At 62.9% G+C, this 22,233-nt stretch carries 20 protein-coding genes; 14 read left to right on the forward strand and 6 right to left on the reverse strand.

The features are described from left to right. Positions 1–112: 112 nt before the first annotated feature. Positions 113–1,198: an AI-2E family transporter gene (locus tag A9404_RS01295; protein ID WP_066097953.1), complete on the forward strand. Its 1,086-nt coding sequence runs from the start codon at positions 113–115 to the stop codon at positions 1,196–1,198. 9 nt (positions 1,199–1,207) lie between these two features. Continuing rightward, positions 1,208–1,924: a DnaA regulatory inactivator Hda gene (hda, locus tag A9404_RS01300; RefSeq protein WP_066097955.1), complete on the forward strand. Its 717-nt coding sequence runs from the start codon at positions 1,208–1,210 to the stop codon at positions 1,922–1,924. Between the two features lies 1 nt (position 1,925). Here the strand turns inward: hda and smpB are convergent, their stop codons facing one another. After that, entirely contained in the window at positions 1,926–2,399 is a 474-nt protein-coding gene (gene smpB, locus A9404_RS01305; RefSeq protein ID WP_066097956.1) for an SsrA-binding protein SmpB, read from the reverse strand. 228 nt (positions 2,400–2,627) lie between these two features. On the opposite strand from smpB, the gene A9404_RS01310 reads away from it, so the two are divergent. Next, a complete protein-coding gene (locus A9404_RS01310; RefSeq protein WP_066102582.1) occupies positions 2,628–3,113 on the forward strand; it encodes a type II toxin-antitoxin system RatA family toxin in 486 nt (161 codons plus the stop codon). Continuing rightward, positions 3,110–3,424, forward strand: a complete 315-nt coding sequence (locus tag A9404_RS01315) for an RnfH family protein (protein WP_066097959.1) — start codon at positions 3,110–3,112, stop codon at positions 3,422–3,424. Before A9404_RS01310 ends, A9404_RS01315 begins: the two co-directional genes overlap by 4 nt. Positions 3,425–3,462: 38 nt before the next feature. On the opposite strand, the gene A9404_RS01320 is transcribed toward A9404_RS01315, so the two are convergent. Both A9404_RS01320 and A9404_RS01325 read right to left on the reverse strand, forming a co-directional pair. Beyond that, the gene (locus A9404_RS01320) at positions 3,463–4,881 is read right to left on the reverse strand and encodes a sensor histidine kinase (RefSeq protein ID WP_066097961.1); all 1,419 of its coding nucleotides are present in this window, start codon (positions 4,879–4,881) and stop codon (positions 3,463–3,465) included. Between the two features lie 2 nt (positions 4,882–4,883). Then, positions 4,884–5,567, reverse strand: coding sequence for a response regulator transcription factor (locus A9404_RS01325; protein ID WP_066097963.1), 684 nt, complete (start codon positions 5,565–5,567; stop codon positions 4,884–4,886). A 137-nt stretch (positions 5,568–5,704) separates the two neighbouring features. Between A9404_RS01325 and A9404_RS01330 the strand changes: the two genes are divergently transcribed. Together A9404_RS01330 and A9404_RS01335 are read left to right on the forward strand one after the other, a co-directional pair. Continuing rightward, positions 5,705–6,691 carry a glycosyltransferase family 2 protein gene (locus A9404_RS01330; protein WP_066097965.1) on the forward strand — a complete coding sequence of 329 codons (987 nt, stop codon included), beginning with the start codon at positions 5,705–5,707 and terminating at the stop codon, positions 6,689–6,691. After that, a complete protein-coding gene (locus tag A9404_RS01335) occupies positions 6,681–7,094 on the forward strand; it encodes a GtrA family protein (protein ID WP_066097967.1) in 414 nt (137 codons plus the stop codon). Before A9404_RS01330 ends, A9404_RS01335 begins: the two co-directional genes overlap by 11 nt. Before the next feature lie 9 nt (positions 7,095–7,103). Here the strand turns inward: A9404_RS01335 and A9404_RS01340 are convergent, their stop codons facing one another. Then, positions 7,104–8,717 carry an ArnT family glycosyltransferase gene (locus A9404_RS01340; protein WP_156521187.1) on the reverse strand — a complete coding sequence of 538 codons (1,614 nt, stop codon included), beginning with the start codon at positions 8,715–8,717 and terminating at the stop codon, positions 7,104–7,106. Between the two features lie 156 nt (positions 8,718–8,873). Here A9404_RS01340 and A9404_RS01345 point away from each other — a divergent pair, with 156 nt between their 5' ends. The 5 genes from A9404_RS01345 (at position 8,874) to parC (ending at position 15,849) form a co-directional block, all read left to right on the forward strand. Further along, positions 8,874–9,791 carry a fructosamine kinase family protein gene (locus tag A9404_RS01345; protein ID WP_066097970.1) on the forward strand — a complete coding sequence of 306 codons (918 nt, stop codon included), beginning with the start codon at positions 8,874–8,876 and terminating at the stop codon, positions 9,789–9,791. Positions 9,792–9,864: 73 nt separating this feature from the next. Next, positions 9,865–11,292, forward strand: coding sequence for a prephenate-dependent tRNA uridine(34) hydroxylase TrhP (trhP, locus tag A9404_RS01350; protein WP_066097972.1), 1,428 nt, complete (start codon positions 9,865–9,867; stop codon positions 11,290–11,292). A 4-nt stretch (positions 11,293–11,296) separates the two neighbouring features. Beyond that, a complete protein-coding gene (gene lptF, locus A9404_RS01355; protein WP_066097974.1) occupies positions 11,297–12,412 on the forward strand; it encodes an LPS export ABC transporter permease LptF in 1,116 nt (371 codons plus the stop codon). Further along, positions 12,399–13,511 (forward strand): LPS export ABC transporter permease LptG, encoded by a 1,113-nt coding sequence (gene lptG, locus A9404_RS01360; protein WP_066097976.1) that lies wholly within the window; start codon positions 12,399–12,401, stop codon positions 13,509–13,511. The genes lptF and lptG overlap by 14 nt, the downstream gene beginning before the upstream one ends. Positions 13,512–13,614: 103 nt before the next feature. After that, positions 13,615–15,849 carry a DNA topoisomerase IV subunit A gene (parC, locus tag A9404_RS01365; RefSeq protein ID WP_066097978.1) on the forward strand — a complete coding sequence of 745 codons (2,235 nt, stop codon included), beginning with the start codon at positions 13,615–13,617 and terminating at the stop codon, positions 15,847–15,849. On the opposite strand, the gene gluQRS is transcribed toward parC, so the two are convergent. After that, positions 15,796–16,770 (reverse strand): tRNA glutamyl-Q(34) synthetase GluQRS, encoded by a 975-nt coding sequence (gluQRS, locus tag A9404_RS01370; protein ID WP_066097980.1) that lies wholly within the window; start codon positions 16,768–16,770, stop codon positions 15,796–15,798. The two genes, parC and gluQRS, sit on opposite strands and share 54 nt — an antisense overlap. 85 nt (positions 16,771–16,855) lie before the next feature. On the opposite strand from gluQRS, the gene A9404_RS01375 reads away from it, so the two are divergent. From A9404_RS01375 to A9404_RS01385, 3 genes are read left to right on the forward strand one after another with little or no spacing between them, the layout of a single operon-like run. After that, positions 16,856–19,030, forward strand: a complete 2,175-nt coding sequence (locus A9404_RS01375; RefSeq protein WP_197490387.1) for a lytic transglycosylase domain-containing protein — start codon at positions 16,856–16,858, stop codon at positions 19,028–19,030. Next, positions 19,027–20,550: an exodeoxyribonuclease I gene (sbcB, locus tag A9404_RS01380; protein WP_197490388.1), complete on the forward strand. Its 1,524-nt coding sequence runs from the start codon at positions 19,027–19,029 to the stop codon at positions 20,548–20,550. Before A9404_RS01375 ends, sbcB begins: the two co-directional genes overlap by 4 nt. Continuing rightward, complete coding sequence (locus tag A9404_RS01385; RefSeq protein ID WP_066097984.1) at positions 20,547–21,203, forward strand: CBS domain-containing protein; 657 nt, start codon at positions 20,547–20,549, stop codon at positions 21,201–21,203. Before sbcB ends, A9404_RS01385 begins: the two co-directional genes overlap by 4 nt. 31 nt (positions 21,204–21,234) lie before the next feature. On the opposite strand, the gene A9404_RS01390 is transcribed toward A9404_RS01385, so the two are convergent. Continuing rightward, positions 21,235–22,164 carry a patatin-like phospholipase family protein gene (locus A9404_RS01390; RefSeq protein ID WP_066097986.1) on the reverse strand — a complete coding sequence of 310 codons (930 nt, stop codon included), beginning with the start codon at positions 22,162–22,164 and terminating at the stop codon, positions 21,235–21,237. Positions 22,165–22,233: the final 69 nt, after the last annotated feature.

Raw genomic sequence — 22,233 nt, forward strand, 5'->3', positions numbered from 1 at the left:
CCTGGCGCCTGTCCCTCACCGGGGCAGGCGTTTTTTATCGCGTCGCGTCGCGCGCCTTTGCTGGTAATATCGCCCGGCAAGAGGTCTTACGGATGTTTGAGAGGAGTACGGGATGCGTTGGATAGCCCTGGCTGCACTGGCCTTGACGGTCTACGTGGTATACCGGCTTGCGCCGATCCTGACGCCGTTTCTGGCCGGTGCGGTCCTGGCCTATCTGTTCGATCCGGTGGTGACCCGGCTTTCCGCCTGGAAAATCAACCGGAGCATCGGCACCACGCTGGTCTTCTTCGTTGTCATTCTGGTCATGTCGCTGGCCCTGCTGGCCTTGGTTCCGGTGGTCATCGACCAGTCGATCAAGCTCATCAATGTCGTTCCCAAGGTCATGGGCAACATCCAGACCGAGCTCGTGCCTTATCTGAATCAGCGATTCGGACTGAACATCAATATCTCGAACGTGAGTCAGTTGATGGTCAGTCATGCCCGGGAAATCAGTTCGGTGCTCGCCACCAGTGCCGGCGTGATTCTCGGCAATGGGTCCGCCGTGATTCTCTCCATGATGAATCTTGTGCTGATTCCGGTCGTGGGGTTCTATCTCCTGCGCGACTGGCCGAATATCATGGGTCGCATTCGCGATCTGCTGCCGCGTCGGCAGGAGCCCCACTGGGTCGATCTGGCCCAGGAGTCCAATGTCATGATGGGCGCGTTCCTGCGCGGTCAGCTCTCCGTCATGTTGGCCAACGGCATTACCTATTCGATCGGGCTGACGCTTGTGGGGCTGGAAACCGGGGTCGTCATCGGCATGGCGGCGGGCATGCTGAGTTTCGTGCCCTATCTTGGCAATATCATCGGTATTTCCATGGCCCTGATCGCCATGTACATCCAGACGGGCGAAATGACGCCGCTGATCTGGGTGTTGATCGTTTTCGGCGTGGGGCAGACGTTGGAGAGCATTTTGTGGCAACCACGATTCGTCGGTGGGCGGATCGGCATGCACCCGGTCGCCGTGATTTTCGCTGTGATGGCCGGAGGGGCCCTGTTCGGCTTCTTCGGCGTACTGCTGGCCTTGCCGGTATCGGCCATCGGTGTCGTGTTGGGGCGTCATGCCCTGCAGCGATACCGGCGTAGCCGCTTCTATCGGGATGCCGATCTGTCGGCGCTCAGGATTACCTCGGATCGTCCCGATCCCAATCAGTCTTGAGCGTATCGCGTGGGTAAGTCACAAACGTCCTTCAAGCAGCTGCCGCTGGCGCTGGACCTGAATCCGCCGCAATCCCTGGAAGGGTTCATCGGCAATGACAACCTGTTGTTGCGCGCCCTGATCATGCAACAGATCGAGGGGAACGGCGAACTGCAGTTGTTCGTGCATGGGCCGTTGGGCGTGGGCAAGACGCATCTGGCCCAGGCGGCCTGTTTCCATGCGGGCGGGCAGGGTCGGCGCGCGGCCTATCTCCCCTTGGCGCTCGATCATGGGCGGCGGGGCCTGAACCGGGTCAACCCCCAGGAAATCGATCTCCTGGTGCTGGATGACGTCGGGAGCGTGGCGGGCGACCGTGCGCTCGAATTCGCGGTGTTCGACGTATTGAACCGCCTGCGAGAACAGGAGGTACCCGTGCTGCTGACCGCCGCCCGCCCGCCGGCGGATCTGCCAATCATCCTGCCGGATCTGGCCTCCCGTCTTGGTTGGGGACTGACGATTTCGGTCGCGGAACCCAGCGATGCGGAGAAGATCGAGTTGTTGACCGTGAAGGCCCACGAGCGCGGGCTGGTGATGCCGTTCGAGACGGCGGCCTATCTGCTGCAGCGACTGCCGCGGGATACCGGAAAGTTGCTCGAGGTTCTCGACGAACTCGATCAGGCCTCACTGAGCGCCCAGCGCAAGCTGAGCGTTCCCTTCGTGCGTACCGTGCTGTTCGAGGGGGGGTGACTCAGTTGGTGCGCAGGATGCGCTGCTTGTCGCGTGCCCAATCCCGCTCTTTGAGCGTCGCACGCTTGTCGTGCTCCTTCTTGCCCTGGGCCAGGGCGATTTCCAGCTTGGCTCGACCGTTCTTCCAGTACAGCGCCGTGGGTACGACCGTGTACCCCTTGCGCTCCACGGCGCCCACCAGCTGATCGATTTCCCGGCGGTTGAGCAGGAGCTTGCGGATCCGGGTGTTGTCCGGGCGGATGTGGGTGGAGGCCTGGATCAGCGGACTGATCTGTCCGCCGATCATGAATGCCTCGCCGTTCTTCAGCAGGATGTGTGCGTCGGTCAGCTGTGCCTTGCCGGCCCGCAAGGCCTTGACTTCCCAGCCTTCCAGCACCAGGCCGGCCTCGTACCGGTCGGTGAGGAAGTAATCGAACTTGGCCTTCTTGTTGAGGGCGATCGTGCTTTGACCGCTGCTCTGGTTCTTCTTCGACATGTCTGTTCCAAATTGCGCGTATCGTCTGGGTCGTAAGTGTGGCAGTTTTTGCCGGTGGTCGCATGAGGGATTTTCGTACGCGCGGGTAGCCTGGCCCGGGTACCACGAGGTTTGACCGGGTATGACGGACGGCGTGAAATCCTGGCGGCAGATGAAGTACTATCATGAACTCTTCCCCGACCGCCGTTGTGGTCGGGTCGCGAACCGTATTTTATCCGCAAGCAGGTCATGACGAATATCAGTCGACAGGTCCAGGTATCCTACAGCGCGCTGCAGATGTATGCGCTGGTCAACGATGTGGCGGCGTATCCGGATTTTCTGCCCTGGTGCGATGCGGCGCGCGTCCTCAAGGTCAATGGCAACGAAATGGATGCCAGCATCACCCTGAAGGTCGGCGCTCTGCGCAAGACTTTTGCCACCCGCAATGTGAACGAGCCCGGCAATCGCATCCAGGTCAGCCTGCTGAGCGGACCGTTCAAGTCGCTGAACGGATACTGGTCGTTCCACGATCTGGAATCCGGGGGGGCCGTCGTTCGATTGGATATGTCCTTCGAGTTCGCCAATCGTCTGGTCGACATGGCGATCGGTCCGGTGTTCCGGGAGATCGTCCGCAATCTCGTTACGGCCTTTCAGCAGCGTGCAGTCAGCGTGTATGGACATTCGGCCGAGCCGCCACCGGGTCCGGACACCGATACGGATGGTCGGGCATCATGAGCAATTCGAAAATCAGCGTTGATGACCGTTCTCCGACCATGTTGGTCGAAGTCGCCTATGCCCGCCCCGATCAGCAGGTGATTCTGCCGGTTCAGGTGTCGGTCGAGGCGACGGCAGAGCAGGCCATCGTCGCCAGCGGCGTGCTGAACCAGTTCCCCGAAATCGACCTCCAGCAGCAGAAGATCGGGATCTTTTCGAAGGTGGTTCCCCTGAGCCAAATCCTGCAGCCCCGGGATCGCGTGGAAATCTACCGCCCCCTGATCGCCGACCCCAAGGCGGCGCGACGCGAGCGTGCCGCAAAGGCCGGTTAGGGCGCGTTCACGCGCGGCTCCTCGGGATCTCCTCGCGCCTAGTCGGCGATCGGAAGCCGAATCTCCAGACACAATCCCGGTCGATGGTCGGATAGGTCAATGTCTCCGTGATGCGCCTTGACGGTGGCCAGTACCTGAGCCAATCCCAGTCCGTTGCCGGGCTGGTTGCGTGCGGCATCCAGCCGGACGAATCGCTGGAAGATGTGGTCGTACTGATCGCTGGGGACGCCGATCCCGGTATCGCAGATCTGAATGCTGGCCTGTTTGCCCGCGCTTCGTGCCTGAATCGTGATCGACCCGCCAACCGGCGTGTACTTGATGGCGTTGTCGAGGATGTTGCTCAGCGCCTGTGCCAGCAGGTCGCGGTTGCCGCGTACGCACAATGATTCGTGGGCAGAGACCGCAAGCGTCAGGCCGGCTTCTTCGGCACTGGCTTCGTACAGTTCCCCCAGATCCCGGCAGAGCGCCCCGATGTCGAGCGGGGTGAAGGGGAGTCGCTGAATGCCGGCTTCGGCTTGCGAGATCGAGAGCAGGGTATTGAAGGTGGACAGGATCCCCTGCAAGTCCTCGATGCTTTCGAGCAGCAGTTGCTGGCAGGGCGCGGTGTGTTGCGATTCGATCAGGGCGACTTCCAGGCGGCTGCGCAGGCGGTTGAGCGGGCTGCGCAGGTCGTGCGCCACGTTGTCCGTGACCTCCCGCATTCCTTTCACGAGGGCGTTGATGCGATCGAGCGTGTTGTTGAGTTCGGTGGCGATTTCGTCGAATTCGTTACGGCGTCGCGGATGGACGGGCAGTCGTTCCGTCAGGTCGCCGCTGGCGATCCGTCGCGCGGCCCGGCTGATCTGATCGATCTGCTTCAGGGCGGCCCGGCCCATCATGACGCCACCGAAGACGGCGCCGAGACTGATGAGCGTGAGGGCGATCAGGAACAGGGTGCCGATATATTCGCTCAGATCTTCCTCATCGGCCAGCTGTTGGCCCACCAGGATCCTGTTACCATTCGGCAGGGCCTTGACCTGCACCAGCACGTCGAAATCGTCCTTGCGTTGGCGAAGGGGGGGAGGGATGGACATGTCGTGGATGTCGACTGTGAAAACGCCGGGCGCCAGGGGTACGGCTTTTGGCCATTGGAGCAGATTGCCCGCCAGTAGATGACCGTTCCGGTCGGCCAGCGCGATGATGCCGCCCCGGCTGTGATCGAAGTGCCGTAGATCATGGATGCGCTCCATCAGATCGGCGGTGTGCAGCGGCGGGTGGTCGTCGTCCGGTTCGAGCAGGGTGGCCAGGTCGGTCTGCAACGTGTCGATCACGCGCTGGTTCAGATAACTCTGGGTCGAGAAGAACACGCCCCCCAGCACGAGACCGGTCAGCAGGCTGAATCCCGCGGCGTATATCAACGAGAGCCGAAATACCGTGGTGCGCAGCAGTCGGGGAATCTGCAGGTGTCGCGACCGCATGCCTACTCCCCGGGCAGGATGCCCAGCCGATAGCCCGCGCCGCGGATCGTATGCAGCAGGGGGGGATTGAATTCCCGATCGATCTTGCGCCGCAGGCGCGAGATGTGCACCTCGATGACGTTGGTCTGAGGATCGAAATGGTAGTCCCAGACCTGTTCCAGGAGCATGGTTCGGGTCACGACTTGGTCTGCGTGGCGCATCAGGTATTCCAGCAGACGAAACTCGCGGGGCTGCAGCAGAATGCGCTGGCCGGCCCGCGTGACCCGGTGCTTGCTGCGGTCGATTTCGAGGTCTGCCACCTGCAGGATGTCCGTGCTGGCGGCGGGTTGCGCCCGGCGGGTGAGGGCCGTGATCCGGGCCAGCAATTCACCGAAGGCATAAGGTTTCACGAGGTAGTCGTCGCCGCCCGCCCGCAGGCCGTGGATCCGGTCGTCCACCTCGCCCAGGGCGGAAAGAATCATGACCGGGGCATGTTTTCCCGCGGCGCGGTAGGCGGCCACCAAGGCCAGACCGTCGAGTTTCGGCAGCATGCGGTCGACAATGAGCACGTCGTACTGACCGCTGATTGCCAGGTGCAGCCCGGTTTCCCCGTCCTCGGCCACGTCGCAGAGGTAACCGGATTCGGTCAGCCCCTTGCTCAGGTAGTGGGCGGCTTGGGTATCGTCTTCGACTATGAGGATTTTCATGCCTCTCATCATAGCGCGCGCGTCCACGGCAGCGGATGACCATCTGGTTAGATTTGCGGTTGCGCGGGGCGAATCATCGAAATGGTCGGGGTTGCGTGTATTCTGACGCCCTGAACTGGCTTCTGGACTGAATGAGCATGAACGAACATCCGGTGAGTATTTCCTGTGTGGTGCCGGCCTACAACGAGGCGGCGAACCTGCCGCGGCTGATCGCGCAGTTGACCGAGCAGCTGTCCGCGCTCAGTACGGCTTGGGAAATCATTCTGGTCGACGACGGCAGTTCGGACGATACCCGTGCGGTGCTGGCCGGCTATCAGACCCACCCCGGCCTCGTGGTGCTGCATTTTTCCCGGAATTTCGGCAAAGAGGCGGCCCTGAGTGCGGGGCTGGATCGCGCCCGGGGCGACGTCTGTTTTTTGCTGGATGCCGACCTGCAACATCCGGTCGCGCTGATGCCCCGGATGTTCCAGGCCTGGCAGGAAGGGGCGCAGATGGTCTATCTCGTGCGGGAGAACCGGGATGACGAACCCGTGTGGAAACGCTGGGGCTCGTTGCTGCTCTATCGTCTGATCAATTTCGGTTCGCCCGTGCAGGTGCCCGAGGATGCCAGCGATTTTCGTCTGCTGGACCGTCGGGTCGTCCGCGCCCTGCAGGCTCTGCCGGAGCGCAACCGCTTCATGAAGGGGCTGTATGCCTGGGTGGGCTTCCGGACGCTGGCCTTGCCCTATACCCCGGCTGCCCGGCTGCATGGCAAGAGCCATTTTTCCGGGCGACGGCTGATGAACCTGGCGCTGACCGGACTTACGGCCTTCTCGAACATGCCCTTGCGCCTCTGGAGCATTTTTGGCTTTCTATTGGCGGCCTTGGCCATTGGTTACGGCGCCTATGTGACGCTGGCCTATTTCATCGACCAGCGACCCGTGGCCGGCTGGACGACCATCGTGGCCGGCCTGATGCTCTTCAGCGGTATCCAGCTGATTTCCGTGGGCATCCTGGGAGAATATCTGGGCCGCGTCTACGACGAGGTCAAGCAACGTCCGCGCTACATCGTCGACGAGCAGATCGACAACAGCAGCGTGGCGCGACGGCCGGACCGCGACATCGACATCAACCATGGCGCCTGAACGCGTTCTGGGTCTCCTGCGTACCGGACAGTCGCTGTTTTTCTTCGGTCTGGTCGGCCTGACTGCGGCGGGGGTTCATTTGGCCGTCGTGTGGGTTCTGGTGAGTCAGACGGGCATGGCGGCGCTGCTGGCCAACCCCGCCGGGTTTTTCGTGGCGTTCTGGGTCAGCTTTTTCGGTCATCGGCACGCGAGCTTCGCCCGGGAAGAACCTCACCCGATCCGGCAGGCTCTGCCGCGCTTCGCGCTGGTGGCGGTGCTGGCCTTCCTGGCCAACGAATTCCTCTATGCGCTGCTGTTGGCGTTCACGCCGCTGCCCTATACCGTCGCCCTGTTCCTGGTGATTCTTGTGGTAGCCGTCGGTACCTATCTCGCCAGCCGCCTTTGGGCGTTTCCGCTGGATTGATGTGCCGACTTAGGGGTTGGGCGCCGCAGCTGGGGTGCAGCCGAAGCAATACACATTCACCCGCTTGTCCTGCGCGCGTGGCTGTACCTGGGCCAGTAGCGGCGCGTTGGCCGCGTCGTTGCGGTTGGCATAGACCCAGACCGGCGGGCGGGCGCCAGCCCTGGCCTGCGCGATCATCGTGGCCAGATCGTCGGTGGAAATCAGGATTTTTGCCGCAGCCTTGGGATCGAACTGCGCGGAGGTGTACAGCTCTGTATTGGAGCCGTCGGTCTTGAAGTTGGCCGGATCATGCCATTCGCCGGTGACGAGTGCCGGTTCCGGTCGATCCAGGTAGAACGGCACGCTGAAGAAATAGTAGTTGTAGAACACCACGCTGGCGTCCGGTGCGATCTCCGAGCGGATCGATTCGGTCACCGCCTTGTGGGATTTGTGATCGATCAGGCTGAAGGTGATCACCGAGACGAGGCCGAGACTCCCGCCGATCAGGGCCAGCAGGGCGATCCGCCGATACCAGGCGTGGATCTGCACGGGGTTCTGTGCATTGCGGGCCAGCACCTGATCGAAGAGCAGGGCCATGAGCAGGGCGAAACCGGGCACGGTGGGCAGGATGTAGCCGATCAGCTTCGAGGTGGGGATGGAGAAGAACATCAGGATCGCGGCCACCCAGATCACGCCGAGACTGACGATGGTGTGCTTGCCGGCCGGCAGCAGTGCCTGACGCCAGCCGGGGAGGATGCGCATCAGCAGGATGCCGACGATCCAGGGCAGCAGGCCGCCGAACAGCACCATGAAGTAGAAGTAGAAGGGCTGGGGATTGTTGAAGGTGCTGTCGAGATAGCGGTCGAACTGCTGGTAGATGAAGGTGTAGTAGAGAAAGCCCGGGAACTTCAGCTCCATCAGCAGGAACCAGGGCGCGGCGATCAGCAGGAACACCACGATGCCCGGCAGCGAGATCAACCGATAGAGGTGCGTGTAGCGGCGCAGCCAGAGCAGCCAGAAGGTGACCACCATGCCCGGCAGCACGAACCCGATCATCCCCTTCGTCAGCATGCCGAGCGCCGCCGTGGCATAGGCCAGGATCAGGATCTTCGGGGCCGTCGCGCCTGCCTTCATCCGTTCGCTGACATGCGCGAGCAGGAGGATCGTGATCGCGATCAGCGAGGCGACCAGCATGTCCATGCTGGCGAACTGCGAACCATCGAAGAACAGGGGAAACGTGCCCAGCAATAGCAGCGACAGCCCGGCGGCCCGGCGGCTCGCGTGGGTGTCCAGAAACCAGAACAGGGTAGCGCCGGTGAAAAACGCGCCGAGGAACGGTGCCAGTCGTGCGGCCCATTCGTGCACGCCGAACAGGGACATCGACGTGGCCGTGACCCAATAGAACAGTGGCGGCTTGTGGAAGAAGGGCAGCCCGTCGAGCCGGGGCACGAGCCAATCGTGGGATTGCAGCATGGCGAGCGCGACGCCGACGTAGCGACCCTCGTCGGGGACGAAGAGCGGACGCATCCATTGCGTGGCGGCCAGCCAGAAGGCGAAGGCGGCCAGCAGCCAGACGGGGTGGGCCAGCAGCCACTGGCCGATGCGGGCGGGGCGGGTGCCGATCGGGGAAGGCGTCACGGTCATGGTCAGCGTCACTCGGTAAATGGGGCATCAATTGAAGCGTCGAAGGTCGGCATGGTACCGGATATCCGACGGTTGTGGGTTTCATCCGCCATTGGGTTCACGACAACCGAATCCGTTGGCTGGCCATTCGGCGGAAAGAGGCGCTAGGATGAGCGCATGAGCGAACCACGAATCCAGCAGGTCCAGCAGATTCTCGATCACGCGGCGCGGTCGGTGTCGACGAGTCGTTCCTTTGGGCCTGTGACGGCAGTGCAGCCGGTGTCCGGCGGCTGCATCAACCGCACCGAACGGATCAGCACGGATCGGGGCCCGTTATTGTTTCTCAAAACGCTGGATGTCCGACGCGGCGATCCCGCTGCCGAACGGCGTTTCGCCGCGGAAGCGGCCGGTCTCGCTGCCCTCGCTGCGCATATCCGGGTGCCGGAACCGCTGGCCTGGGGCGAGGCTGCCGGGCAGGGGTATTTGCTGCTCGAATGGCTGGAGCTAGGCGGGCGGGGCGACGACGCCCGTCTGGGCGAACAGCTCGCGGCGCTGCACGGCGCGGCGCAGCCGCACTTCGGATTTGTCGCGGACAACTTCATCGGTACGACCCCGCAGCGGAATGCGCCGTCGTCGGACTGGATCGATTTCTACGGCCGTCATCGGTTGCAGCCGCAGCTCGAATGGGCCGGCGAACGCGGGTTGCCCCGGCGCGACGTCGAACGCGGATTCCGGCTGATTGCCGCATTGCCGGCATTTTTCACCAGCTACATGCCCACACCCTCGCTGATCCACGGCGATCTCTGGGGGGGCAACTATGGTTTTACCCGGGATGGCGCGCCGGTACTCTACGATCCGGCCGCCTACTGCGCCGACCGGGAGGCGGAGCTGGCAATGACCGAGCTGTTCGGCGGGTTCTCCCCGCGCTTCTACGACGCCTATCGGGCGAGTGCACCGCTTGATGCGGGCTATGGTCTGCGCAAGACCCTCTACAACCTGTATCACATCCTGAATCATTTCAATCTGTTCGGCGGTGGCTACGGGCATCAGGCGGCCGGGATGATCCAGCGATTGCTGGACGAAGTCGGGGAATGAGGTTTTGCTGATTCCGAGGGCGTCGACAGGCTACAATAGCGGATTGTCCGATAGAGTCGATGAGTAGATAGCCATGAAAGCGCCGGAGTTGTTGTCACCAGCGGGTACGCTGAAATCCATGCGGTATGCGTTTGCCTACGGCGCGGATGCGGTTTATGCCGGTCTGCCGCGCTACAGCCTGCGCGCGCGCAACAACGATTTTCTGGAGGACAACCTGCGCATCGGCATCGACGAGGCCCATGCCGCCGGCAAGCAGTTCTTCATGGCGGTGAACATCTCCCCGCACAACAGCAAGCTCCGAACCTTCATCAAGGACATGACGCCCCTGGTCGAGATGCAGCCCGATGCCTTCATCATGGCCGATCCGGGCCTGATCATGATGGTACGCGAACAGTGGCCGGACATGCCGATCCATCTCTCCGTGCAGGCCAACACCGTGAATTACGCCACGGTGCAGTTCTGGAAATCCGTCGGGGTGTCCCGCGTGATTCTCTCCCGTGAACTTTCCCTGGACGAAATCGCCGAGATCCGCGATCGCTGCCCGGACATGGAACTGGAAGTCTTCGTACATGGCGCGCTGTGCATTGCCTATTCCGGGCGCTGCCTGCTCTCGGGCTACTTCAATCACCGCGATCCCAATCAGGGGACCTGCACCAACGCCTGCCGCTGGGAATACAAGACCCATGGTGCCGAGGAGGATATTTCCGGCGTCGTCCACCCCGATCAGGCCGAAGTCATCTCGATGGCCGATCTGAATGCCAGCAACAAGATCGCCGGCGAGCGGATCGAGGGGCTGGATCTTTCCGGGGGGCTGGCCCACGAGACCTTCGGGCCGACCGGCGGTGCGCGACATCCCCTGGCCGACCGGGTCTATCTCCTCGAAGAGCTCAATCGACCGGGCGAACTGATGCCCATCGAGGAGGACGAACACGGCACCTACATCATGAACTCCCGCGATCTGCGTGCCGTGGAGCACGTGCAGGCCCTGACGCGCATCGGCGTGGACTGCCTGAAGATCGAGGGGCGGACCAAGAGCCACTACTACGTCGCGCGGACGGCTCAGGTCTACCGGCGGGCGATCGACGACGCCGTGGCCGGCAAGCCGTTCGACCCCGAACTGCTGGTCGAGCTCGACAATCTGGCGCACCGCGGCTACACGGACGGCTTCTTCGAGCGTCATCACACCAAGGAATACCAGAACTACATCGAGGGCGTCTCGAAGAATCGCGAACAGCAGTTCGTGGGCGAGATTTCCGGCATCAAGGGCGACTGGGCCGAGGTGGAAATCAAGAACAAGCTGCAGGTCGGCGATGCCGTGACCTTCCTGCTGCCGGACGGCAACCGGGTCGAGCAGGTCGCGGAAATGCAGGCCATGGACGGCTCGGCCATGATCGAGGCGCCCGGCGGCGGTCATCGGGTGCGTCTGCGTCTGCCCGCGGGTGCCGCGCAATATGGGGACCGGCTGAAGTACGGTCTGATCGCCAAGCACCTCAAGTCGTGAGCCGATGTCGATCCTGACGCGCTACTTCCTGCGCGAATCCGGTGTCGCCACGCTGGGCGTGGGTGCGACGGTTTTGCTGATCATGCTGGCCAATCTCCTGGCCAAGGCCCTGGGCATGACGGCGGAAGGCGCGCTGCCGGCCCACCTGATCCCGGCCATCATGGCGTTCAATGCCGTGAACCTGCTCATGTACGTCCTGCCGGTCGGCCTGTTCATCGGGTTGATGCTGGCGCTGGGGCGTCTGAATCGCGATTCCGAATTGTCCGTGATGCGCGCCTGCGGCTACGGCCCGAGTCATCTCACCCGTGCCGTGCTGTGGCTCGCCATTCCGGTCACGCTGTTGGCTGCTTTCATCACGCTCGTCGGCTGGCCCTACCTCGATCAGGTTCGGACACAGATGATCGATACGGCCCGAAGCCAGAAGTTGCTTGAACAACTGCCGGTCGGGCGCTTCATCGAGGATCCCAGTGGCAAGCTGGTGCTGTATGTCGGTGGCAAGGCCAAGGGCGGTTACACGGATATCTTCGCCTTCAATCAACCGTTGAACAGCGGCAGCGCCAATCGGAAATCCGGTATCGAAATGGCGCCGACCGGGCATCTGATCGCCGATGATGACGGCAATCGCTACATGGTTCTGGCCGATGGTCGGCGCATCCAGGGCGATCCGGGTCAGGCCGACTGGACCGTGGTCGACTATCGGACGCACGAAATCCTCATCCCGGGTGCATCGTCGGCCATCACGGGCCAGAGTACCCAGAAGAGTTCCTGGGCCCTGTTGTTTTCGAAGGTGCCGGACGATCAGGCCCAGATCTTCTACCGGATCTCGCAGGCGCTGAGTGCCCTGGTCCTGGCCTTGATCGCCGTGCCGCTCGCCCAGTCCCGCCCGCGTTCCGGTCGCTATGGGCGCTTGTTTTGGGCGTTCCTGCTCTATGCGCTCTACTTCAATCTGATTGCCCTGATCGACAACGCGATCAAGCATCAGGAACTGTCCCTGCTGGCGGGCATGGCGGTTACGCACGGCAGCTTCATCCTGCTCTGGCTGGGACTGCTGTGGTGGTCCGGCAACGGCGTGCGGCGTTTGCGGCAACGATGGCTCAGGTGGCGTCATGGGTACGCTTGATCGGTATCTGATCCGGACGGTGGTGCTGGGGGGGCTGGCTTCCACGGCGGCCTTCGCGCTCCTGATCGTGATTTTCGGCGCTATCGACGAACTGCCCAAGGTGTCGAGCCAGTACAGCATGTGGCAGGCGATCTCCTTCGTCCTGCTGACGACGCCGGGCTATCTTTACGATTTCTATCCGGCGGCCGTTCTGGTCGGCGGCCTGCTGGCGCTGGGCAATCTTGCGGTCCATTCTGAACTCACGGTGATGCGGGCATCGGGTATGTCCGTGTTGCGTCTGGCCAGACCGGTGTTGACCGCCGGGGTCATTCTGGCTGCCTTGGGCATGGCAATGGGCGAGACCATTGGCGCCTGGGGGCAGGAGCAGGCCAACCAGATGCGGGCCGAGGCGCGGGGTAGCGGCGTCAGCGTGAATCTCAAGTCCGGGTTGTGGCTCCGGGACGGGCAGCGGTTCATCAATGTGGGGCAGGCGCTGGTCGGCGGGCGACTGAACGGCGTGCGGGTGTTCGAGATCAATGCCCAGGGCCGACCTTATCGGGAGCTGGTGGCCGCCTATGCCCTGACGGAAGGCGGCGACCGCTGGAAACTGTTCGACGTGCATGAATCGACGATCGAGGAAGGTCCCTCGGGGCCGCATGTGGTCGTGCGTCAGGAACCGCAGCGGGAGCATGTCCGGCTGTTTTCCCAGAAGATCCTGAACATCGCCGTGCTGAATCCCCGGCACATGAATATCCTCCAGCTCAATGCCTACGTGCGTTACCTTGCGAAGAACCAGCTGGACGATTCCGCCTATGCCGGGGCGATGTGGGCGCGGGTCTTCGCGCCGATCTCGGTGCTGGTGATGCTGCTTGTGACCCTGCCGTTCGTGTTCACCCATCAGCGGAGTGGCGGGGCGGGGCGCTGGCTGTTCATCGCCATCGTGCTCGGCGTCGTCTATCTCACCCTCGTCCAGATCGTTTCGGCATTCGCCCCGGTCTACGGCAGTGGCTACCCCTTCGTGCCCTTCCTGAGCGCGGCATTACCACCGGCGCTCTTCGGTTTGCTAGGATTCTTCCGTTTGCGACGCATGAATCCGGCAGCCCGCAGGGCGCTCTCGTGATGTGTCACCTTCTTCGGAAGGCTACCCCTGTGGGGCGGGCCCATGATTTGCGCGGTGCCACTGTTGATCCTTTTGTGACCTGAACCAGGAAGTTCCCAGTACCATGAGTCTCGTTTCCGCCAACAGCACCGATGGTTTTGAACGGCAGTCGATTGCCGCCTTTTCCGAGCAGGCCTACCTCAATTACGCGATGTACGTCATCCTCGACCGGGCGCTGCCGAACGTCTGCGACGGGTTGAAGCCCGTCCAGCGGCGGATCATCTATGCGATGAGCGAGCTCGGTCTGAATGCCGGCGCGAAACACAAGAAATCCGCCCGTACCGTGGGGGACGTGATCGGCAAGTTCCATCCCCACGGCGATTCGGCTTGCTACGAGGCCATGGTGCTCATGGCTCAGCCGTTCTCATACCGCTATCCGCTGATCGATGGTCAGGGCAACTTCGGTTCGCCGGACGATCCGAAATCGTTCGCGGCCATGCGGTACACGGAATCGCGTCTCACCGCCTACGCGCAAAGCCTGCTGTCCGAGGCGGGGCAGGGCACGGTCGACTGGCAGCCGAACTTCGACGGCACGCTGGAAGAGCCGGTCCTGCTGCCGGCGCGCCTGCCGAACGTCCTGCTGAACGGCGGGATGGGGATCGCCGTGGGCCTGTCGACGGACATTCCGCCGCATAATCTGCGCGAAGTGGTCAATGCGACCATCGCCCTGATCGACAACCCGGAGTCGACCGTCGACGAGCTCTGCCAGCACGTGCGCGGTCCGGATTTCCCCACCGAAGGCGAGATCACCACGCCGCCGGACGAGATCCTGCAGATGTACCGCACGGGCACCGGCAACGTGCGCCAGCGCGCCCGCTACGAGGTGGAGCAGGGCGAGATCGTCATTTCCGCCCTGCCGTTCCAGGTCTCCGGCAGCAAGGTTCTGGAACAGATCGCCGCCCAGATGAATGCGAAGAAGCTGCCGCTGGTTACCGACCTGCGCGACGAGTCTGACCACGAGGCGCCGACCCGGCTCGTCATCGTGCCGCGCAGCCGCCAGGTGGATACCGAAGCGCTGATGGCGCACCTGTTTGCCACCACGGATCTCGAGAAAAGCTATCGCGTCAACATGAACGTGATCGCGCTGGACGGTCGGCCCCGGGTAATGAATCTCAGGGAGCTGCTGTCCGAGTGGCTGGTTTTCCGTCAGCAGACCCTGACGCGCCGATTGACCTGGCGGCTGGCGAAGGTGGATCTGCGTCTGGAGATCCTGGCCGGTCTGATGATCGCCTTCCTGAATATCGACGAGGTCATCGCCGTGATTCGCGAGGCCGACGAACCCAAGGCGGAATTGATCGCGCGCTTCGATCTCACCGAGCGCCAGGCCGAGGCGATTCTGGAAATCCGCTTGCGCCAGCTGGCCAAGCTCGAGGAAATCGCCCTGCGCAAGGAGCAGGATGCGCTGTCCGCCGAAGCGGCTCAGTTGCGTGCGCTCCTGGCCGACGAGTCCGCGCTGCGTGGTCTGATGCGCGACGAACTGAAGGCCGACGCCCAGACCTACGGCGATGCCCGTCGCTCCCGTCTGGTCACGCGGGGCGCCGCGCAGGCATTGGCCGAAACGGATCTGATGTCCGCCGAACCCGTCACGGTGGTGCTGAGCAAGAACGGCTGGATCCGGGCGGCGAAGGGGCATGACGTCGATGCCCATGCCTTGTCCTACAAGGCCGGCGACGAATGCCTGGCATTCGATCACGGCAAGTCGACCCAGTCCGTCGTGGTCTTCGACGACACCGGCCGCGCCTACAGCTTGTCGGCCCATAGCCTGCCGTCGGCACGTGGGCAGGGCGAGCCGCTCACCGGTCGTCTCAGTCCACCCACTGGTGCACAGTTCACCGCTCTGGTCCTGGCCGAGGAGTCGGATCATGTCCTGCTCTGGCAGAACACGAGCTATGGCTTCATCGCGCCCTACACCGAGCTGCTGGGCCGCCAGCGGGCGGGCAAGGTCGTGGTGAGCCTCGGGGACGGTGCGCGGCTGGGCACGCCGCTGAAACTGAGCGACAAGCATGTCCGCATCGCCGTGGCCGGCAGCAACGGTCATGTCCTGATTATCGACCGCAGCGAGATTCCCGTGCTTGGCAAGGGCAAGGGCAACAAACTGCTGAGCGGCAAGGCCGGCATCGAGATCGTCGCCGTGTGTGCCCTGAAGGACGGCGAGTGGCTGAAGGTGCAGTCCGGCGCCCGCTCGGTGACCCTGCGCGGTACGGACTTCGACAACTATCGCGGCGCACGGGCTTCCCGCGGCCGGCTACTGCCGCGCGGATTCCAGAGGGTCGACGGTCTGCTCGCCACCGAGGAATAAGGCCCGCCACTGATCCGTCCAGGTCTGCAACAGCGCTGCCGGATCGCCGCCGGCCCCGGTCGTGTCCAGGCCCAGTGCCTGCGCCGCAGCGACGAGATTATCCCGGGCGATTCGGGGGTCCAGTGGCGGGGCGAGGTTCGTCTTGCTGAGCTTGCGCCCTTCGGCGTCGTAGAGCACCGGCAGGTGCAGGTAGCGGGGCGGCGGTCGATCAGGATAGAGGCTGCGGTGAATGGCCACGTGAAGCGGGGTCAATGGGGCGAGATCCGCGCCGCGCACCACATCCGTGATGCCTTCCTCCGCATTGTCGACGACTTCGGCCAGATGGTAGGCGAACACGCCGTCCGAACGCTGGAGCAGGGGATCGCCCACGGTCTCGATCACTCGCTGTCGCAGATGGCCCAGGCGGCGATCCGGCACATCGATCTCCTCCTCGGGTACCGAAAATCGCCAACCGGCCTGGGTATCCGCACTCGGGGGATCCCGTCGGCAGGTTCCGGGATAGATTGGTCCGGCCAGTCCCTCGGCAATGCGCCCGGAATCCACGCCCGCCCGCAGCGTGTTCCGTCGGCAACAGCAGCGATAGATGGCGTCCTGTTGCTGCAATGCCCTCAGGGCTGTCCGATACTGTGTGCAGCGATCCGCCTGCCGGATGATCGGTCCGTCGTGATGCAATCCATGGGCGGCGAGTTGCTCGATGATGGTGGATTCCGTGTCGGTTCGGCAGCGCTGGGGGTCAAGATTGTCCATTCTCAGCCGCCATAGTCCGTCATGAGCCTTGGCGTCGAGATAACTCCCAAGTGCCGCGACCAGCGATCCCTGATGCAGGGGGCCGGAGGGCGTGGGGGCGAAGCGACCCACATACGGCCTGGCGTGCCGGGTTTCGGTGGAAAGATCAGAGGAGCATTTCACGGGCTGGGTCATCTGGGTATTATGACAGGGTGCTCAAACTCCGGGAATTCATGTGGTTATTGGTATGCGTGCAAGCGGATCATTTCTGAAACAGGTCATGGGTCGACGGCGGCTGTGGCCGGCGTCGTTGCTCATCGGTGCGATGCTGGCCGTGAGCGGATTGCCGGTTCGTGGCGATGAGCCTTCGGCCGGGTCGGCGCCAACCGGTTCCCAGTCGGTGTCGCCTGTCGTGCGCATTGACTGGTCGGTCCCGGATGCGTTTACACAAGGTCTGGCGGCCATCGCTCAGGGGGACAATGCGGCCGTGGCGGGCGCCGTGTCGACGCTGGGTGTTAACCCGCTGGCCACCTATCTGCAATTCCGCTGGTTGATGGACACCGTCAATCAGAATCCCGATCGGGTCGAGGACTTCCTGAAGGCCCATCCGTCCTATCCCTTCAGCAAGGATCTGAAGGCTGCCCTGTTGCGTAGCCTGGCCAGGCAGAACGCCTGGGCTTCGTACCTTGCGGCGGTTGACTTGCCGCCGACCCTCAAGCCTACCCGGGTCCGGACCTGTCAGATGCTGCAGGCGGCCATTGAAACCAACGCCATGGATGCGCAGCGCATCGAATTGGCTGAGCGTGTCTGGGCAGTCGGTCATAGCCAGCCCGACGAGTGTGATCCTGTCTTCACCTGGCTGCATGATCATGATCGGCTCACCCCCGCGCTTTATCATAAGCGCATCCGGGCGGCGGTGTTGGCCGGGAACATCAGTCTGGGCAAATACCTTGTCAAGACTGGCAGTGTCCAGAAGATCCGTGGTCTCGATGCCTATCTGGCCGGTTGGTCCAAGGTGGAACAGGCGCCGGAGCAGGTCGTCCGCGATGATCTTGCCCAGCGGGCAGATCATGTTTTGGGTGCAGAGGAGCGTGCGCAGCTGATACAGGCTTTGACAATCCTGTCCCGGCTCGATCCCGCCGCGACCCACGATTATTTGGGAAAACTCCCCACGATATGGGCCGTACCACAGGCGGATCGGGATGACATCGCACGGCGCGTCGCCCTGAAGGCCGCTTATACCCGCATGCCCGAGGCCTACGACTGGCTGAAAGCGTTACCAAGCAGCGTTCAGGACGAGGAAACCCGGACCTGGCTGGCGCGTGCCGCGTTAAGGGCTGAGGACTGGCCGCGATTGAAGGCGGCTATCTCGGCCATGCCCGAGGATCTCGCGCAGCAGTCGGAATGGCAGTACTGGCTGGCCCGCGCCGATGACGCGCTGGGCGACGAAGCGTCGGCCAAGGCACGATGGCGGGCGCTGCTCCCCGAACCCGATTACTACGGATTTCTGGCGGCAGACCGACTCGGCATGGCCTACCCCTGGCCCAAACTGCCGCCACTGCCCAGAGTCTCCGTCGAGCAGGTGGCCCGCCTGCCGGCCGTTCAACTCGCTTTCTATCTTCGGGCCGTGAATCTGACGGACGACGCGCGTCGTGCCTTCAGTTATGCGCTGGATGAAATTCCTGCCGATCAGCTGCCGGCGTTGACGCTTCTTGCCGAACAGAGCCAATGGTACGACCGGGTATCGATTGCCATTGCCCGGATGGGCAAGCAAAACGATCCCAGCTGGTTTGCCGCGCGTTTTCCCACACCCTGGCACGGCGAGGTGAATCAGCAGGCAGCCCAGCAGGGTGTCGATCCCAACTGGCTCTATGCGATGATTCGACGCGAGAGTCTGTTCATGAGCGATGTGGGTTCCGGTGTCGGGGCACAGGGGCTGATGCAGCTCATGCCGCGAACGGCTTCGTGGATCAATCGAAAGGCGGGGCTTGGTTTGAACGATCCGGATTTGCACGATCCCCAGACCAGCATCACGCTCGGCGCCGCCTATCTTTCCTATCTCAACCAGCGATTTTCCGGCCAATTACCGCTGGCGGTTGCCGCCTACAACGCCGGGCCTGGCCGCGTTCGGCAGTGGCTGCCCGAATCGCGAACGCTGCCCGGCGATGTGTGGGTGGACACCATCCTGTTTGATGAAACCCGGCATTACGTGCGCGCGGTTCTGGCCGCGACGGTGATCTATGCGTGGCGCGATCGAAAAGTAGACGGGCAGAAAGCTGGGCAGAAAGCCGACGACCGACCAGCGCCGGAAACCCTGATGGCCTTGCTGACGCCAATACAACCGCTGAATCCCCCGTCGGAGGATCAGGGAGATACGGCCGCTGTTTCGCCCGCAGCGGGCGCATCTTCACCGATTGCTGCCGTATCTTCGCATCAGACAGTACCGGGCCGGTGAGTTTCCTTTTTTACGATTTCGAAACCACGGGTGCCGATCCGCGATGCGATCGGCCTGTGCAGTTTGCGGCCATCCGGACCGATGAGGCGCTGAACGTGATCGACGATCCCGTCACGTTTTACGCGACGCTCTCCGCCGAGGTGCTGCCTCATCCCCAGGCGATCCTGGTCACCGGAATTCTCCCGGAGGATCTTGCGGCGGCCGGGGGAACCTGTGAAGCCGTCTTTGCGGCGCGAATCCACGAGCAGATGAGTCGCCCGGGCACCTGTGCCGTCGGGTTCAACAGCCTCCGTTTCGACGCCGAGATGCTGCGCTTCATGTTCTGGCGCAATCTGCGCGATCCCTACGCCCATGAATGGAAGAACGGCAACAGTCGCTGGGATGTCCTTGATGCCGCACGCGCCGTTCGCCTGTTGCGGCCCGAGGGGATTGAATGGCCCAGGGACGATGCCGGTCAACCCACCTTGCGGTTGGAGGCGCTGACGGCCGCCAACGGCATCGCCCATGCCCATGCCCACGATGCGCTCGGGGACGTCGAAGCGACGATCGATCTGGCCCGGTTGCTGAAGCGGAACGCGCCCAAGTTGTTCGATTACCTGCTGCGCCTGCGCAGCAAGCATGTCGCGGCGGATTTCGTCGATGATCCTGATCGTTCGGCCTTCGTCCATGTTTCCGGCCGGATTTCCGCCGAGCAGGGCAGCGCCTCGCTTTTTGCGAATCTCGGGCAGGCCGGTGGCGTCGGCACTCAGCGCCTGCTGTGGGATCTGCGTTTCGATCCGACCGAAGTGCTCGATTCGTCCGTCGACGAATTGACGGCGCGTCGTTTCCTGAGCCAGGCCGAGGTGACGGAGACGCAAACGCGCCTGCCGATCAAGCTGTTGCACCTGAATCGGGCACCCGTGGTCGTGAGTGCCGCCATTCTGCAGGAAGATGCCGTGGCCCAACGCATGCAGCTTGACCGCGACCGTGTTCGCGGGCACCTGGCGGTGATGGACCGCCACAAGCCGGCGATTGCCGAAAAGCTGCAATCGGTATTGGCAGCGCAGAGGGACTACGCGCCTCAGGATGTCGAGTGTGCCCTCTATGACGGTTTCATGCCCACGGGCGATCGGGCGGCCCTTGAGGCCTTTAATCGCAGGCTGGATCGGGCCTTGAGCCACGATAGTCCGCTGACGGACCCCGGGGTCGAAGCCGGCTTGATCGACCTGATTCGTCACGATTGGCAGGATGCGCGACTGCCGGAACTGTGCTTCCGGTTCGTCGCCCGAACCCGGCCGGATCTCCTGCCCGAGGTCGATCGGGTGAAGTGGCAAGACTGGCAGCGGGATCGGCTGGTCGGTACGCCATCAGGGGAGGTCAATAACGGCATGAGTTATGCATGTTTTTTCGCGACGATCGAGGCATTATTGACGCAAACGCCCGAGGTTACCCCGGAGGCGCAGCAGCTTCTGGTGCGCCTGCGCGCCTGGGGCCGACAGCATGAGATTGATCAGGGTGTGACAGGTTGGGCTGAAGCATGAGTTTTATCTTGTTCGGTGCGGGCATGAACGATCATCTGACCCTGGATCAGGCCTTGATTCGGCAGGTTCGGGGTGAACCGTCTGCCCTCGATCCCGTCCATCGGTCGCGTCGGGTGGAAGATACGGACGATCAGTCCCCCGAGCAGTCCCCGGGCCAGTACCGGCCACGGGGCCGATTCTCGCCGCAGAGCGGGGCGGCCCTGGGCACCTATGAAGCCGTCAAGAAGCAGACCTTGCGCGAGGTCGGGCCGGTTCAGTTCGCCGCCCAGATCATGACCGAGCCGGTTCGTACCCTGGCGCCGAATGCGCCAATCCGGGATCTCCGTGCGTTGTTCGAGAGGTATGGCATCGGCTCGGTGCCGCTGGTGGATGCGCAGAAGAACCTCGTCGGTATCGCCACGAAAGGCGATCTGACCAGCAAACGCATCCGCTATACCGATCTGGCGCCGCGGCCGGTGTCCAGCATTGCCACGGCGAACGTCCTGTCGGCGACCACCAACACCAATATCCGTGAGTTGGCGCGTGTGCTGCTTGCCCAGGATATCCGCGGCATTCCGATCGTGGACGACGAGCGTCACGTAGTCGGCATCGTCACGCGCGGCGATATCCTGAAATCCCTGGTGAATTACGCGCCGCTGGAACTGTGGTTGTAGCCTGGGCAGCCGGGGGATTGTCCTCGCTTCATCAGTCTCTTCTCAATAGATGCTTGATTTCCAGGCCCATGCGTTGCACGCAGTGCCCGCCTTCCTGTATGGCTTCGTCCGCCCGGTAAAATTCAAGGAGCCCGATATGGGCGATCTTCGGTGACAGGATCACGTCGGGCGGGTCGCCGGCCATGCGACTGCGCGTGATCCGATCTTGAGTGATGTTCACCGCGCCCGCGATGGCGTCGAACAGACTGGGAGGTTGCTCTTTTTCCGCTTTACTGTTGTTCGGGAAAAGCGCAGTCGTGTATTCCCGCACGACGTCGGAAATCCGACCCACGATCCCGCTGCTTTCGCTTCTGGCTTCGCCGATCACGTCGTCGGACGACCCCCCGTTCGTTTCGAAGGGCTTGCCGACGATATGGCTGTTCAGATTGACGGCAATGACGAGATCGGCGCCCAGCGCCCGGCAGACGGATACGGGCACGGGATTGACGACGCCGCCGTCGATCAGCCAGCGGTCCTGATTGCGGATAGCCGGGAACAGGCCGGGCAGCGAGATGGAGGCCCATACGGCTTCCAGCAACGACCCCTGGTTGAGCCAGATCTCCTTGCCTGTTTCCAGCTCCGTCGCCACGGCGGCATATCGATGTGCTTCGATGTGTTCGATGAGTACGTCTTCTTGCGCCACGTATTCATTCAGGAACCGATGCAACTTGTCGCGATTCACGAACCCGTTCAACGACATGTTGATGTTGAAGAATTTCGCGGTTTCGAGCTTGCCGAGCGAGCACACCCAGCTTTCCAGCCGGTCGAGATTGCCCGAGACATAGGCAGCACCGACGAGGGAGCCGATGGACGTGCCCGTGATGATGTCCGGTTCGATGCCCAATCGCGCCAGTTCGCGGATTACGCCGATGTGCGCCCAACCCCGCGCGGCGCCGCTGCCCAATGCCAAGCCGATTTTCATGCTGTGCTACCTATTGGCCGAATGAATCGCCTTAAACCCGATCAGCACGCCCGCGTGATCGGGTTTTCA

This window comes from Halothiobacillus diazotrophicus, from assembly GCF_001663815.1.
GTDB lineage: Bacteria > Pseudomonadota > Gammaproteobacteria > Halothiobacillales > Halothiobacillaceae > Halothiobacillus > Halothiobacillus diazotrophicus.

Bases quoted from the DNA above. Each gene is read 5' to 3' on its own strand.
- A9404_RS01325 (WP_066097963.1), bottom strand. From the start codon at position 5,567: ATGAAAATCCTCATAGTCGAAGACGATACCCAAGCCGCCCACTACCTG.
- A9404_RS01310 (WP_066102582.1), top strand. From the start codon at position 2,628: ATGACGAATATCAGTCGACAGGTCCAGGTATCCTACAGCGCGCTGCAG.
- A9404_RS01390 (WP_066097986.1), bottom strand. From the start codon at position 22,164: ATGAAAATCGGCTTGGCATTGGGCAGCGGCGCCGCGCGGGGTTGGGCG.
- A9404_RS01315 (WP_066097959.1), top strand. From the start codon at position 3,110: ATGAGCAATTCGAAAATCAGCGTTGATGACCGTTCTCCGACCATGTTG.
- A9404_RS01320 (WP_066097961.1), bottom strand. From the start codon at position 4,881: ATGCGGTCGCGACACCTGCAGATTCCCCGACTGCTGCGCACCACGGTA.
- lptF (WP_066097974.1), top strand. From the start codon at position 11,297: ATGTCGATCCTGACGCGCTACTTCCTGCGCGAATCCGGTGTCGCCACG.
- A9404_RS01295 (WP_066097953.1), top strand. From the start codon at position 113: ATGCGTTGGATAGCCCTGGCTGCACTGGCCTTGACGGTCTACGTGGTA.
- A9404_RS01340 (WP_156521187.1), bottom strand. From the start codon at position 8,717: ATGACCGTGACGCCTTCCCCGATCGGCACCCGCCCCGCCCGCATCGGC.
- gluQRS (WP_066097980.1), bottom strand. From the start codon at position 16,770: ATGACCCAGCCCGTGAAATGCTCCTCTGATCTTTCCACCGAAACCCGG.
- smpB (WP_066097956.1), bottom strand. From the start codon at position 2,399: ATGTCGAAGAAGAACCAGAGCAGCGGTCAAAGCACGATCGCCCTCAAC.
- A9404_RS01385 (WP_066097984.1), top strand. From the start codon at position 20,547: ATGAGTTTTATCTTGTTCGGTGCGGGCATGAACGATCATCTGACCCTG.
- lptG (WP_066097976.1), top strand. From the start codon at position 12,399: ATGGGTACGCTTGATCGGTATCTGATCCGGACGGTGGTGCTGGGGGGG.
- A9404_RS01335 (WP_066097967.1), top strand. From the start codon at position 6,681: ATGGCGCCTGAACGCGTTCTGGGTCTCCTGCGTACCGGACAGTCGCTG.
- A9404_RS01330 (WP_066097965.1), top strand. From the start codon at position 5,705: ATGAACGAACATCCGGTGAGTATTTCCTGTGTGGTGCCGGCCTACAAC.
- trhP (WP_066097972.1), top strand. From the start codon at position 9,865: ATGAAAGCGCCGGAGTTGTTGTCACCAGCGGGTACGCTGAAATCCATG.
- A9404_RS01375 (WP_197490387.1), top strand. From the start codon at position 16,856: ATGGGTCGACGGCGGCTGTGGCCGGCGTCGTTGCTCATCGGTGCGATG.
- A9404_RS01345 (WP_066097970.1), top strand. From the start codon at position 8,874: ATGAGCGAACCACGAATCCAGCAGGTCCAGCAGATTCTCGATCACGCG.
- parC (WP_066097978.1), top strand. From the start codon at position 13,615: ATGAGTCTCGTTTCCGCCAACAGCACCGATGGTTTTGAACGGCAGTCG.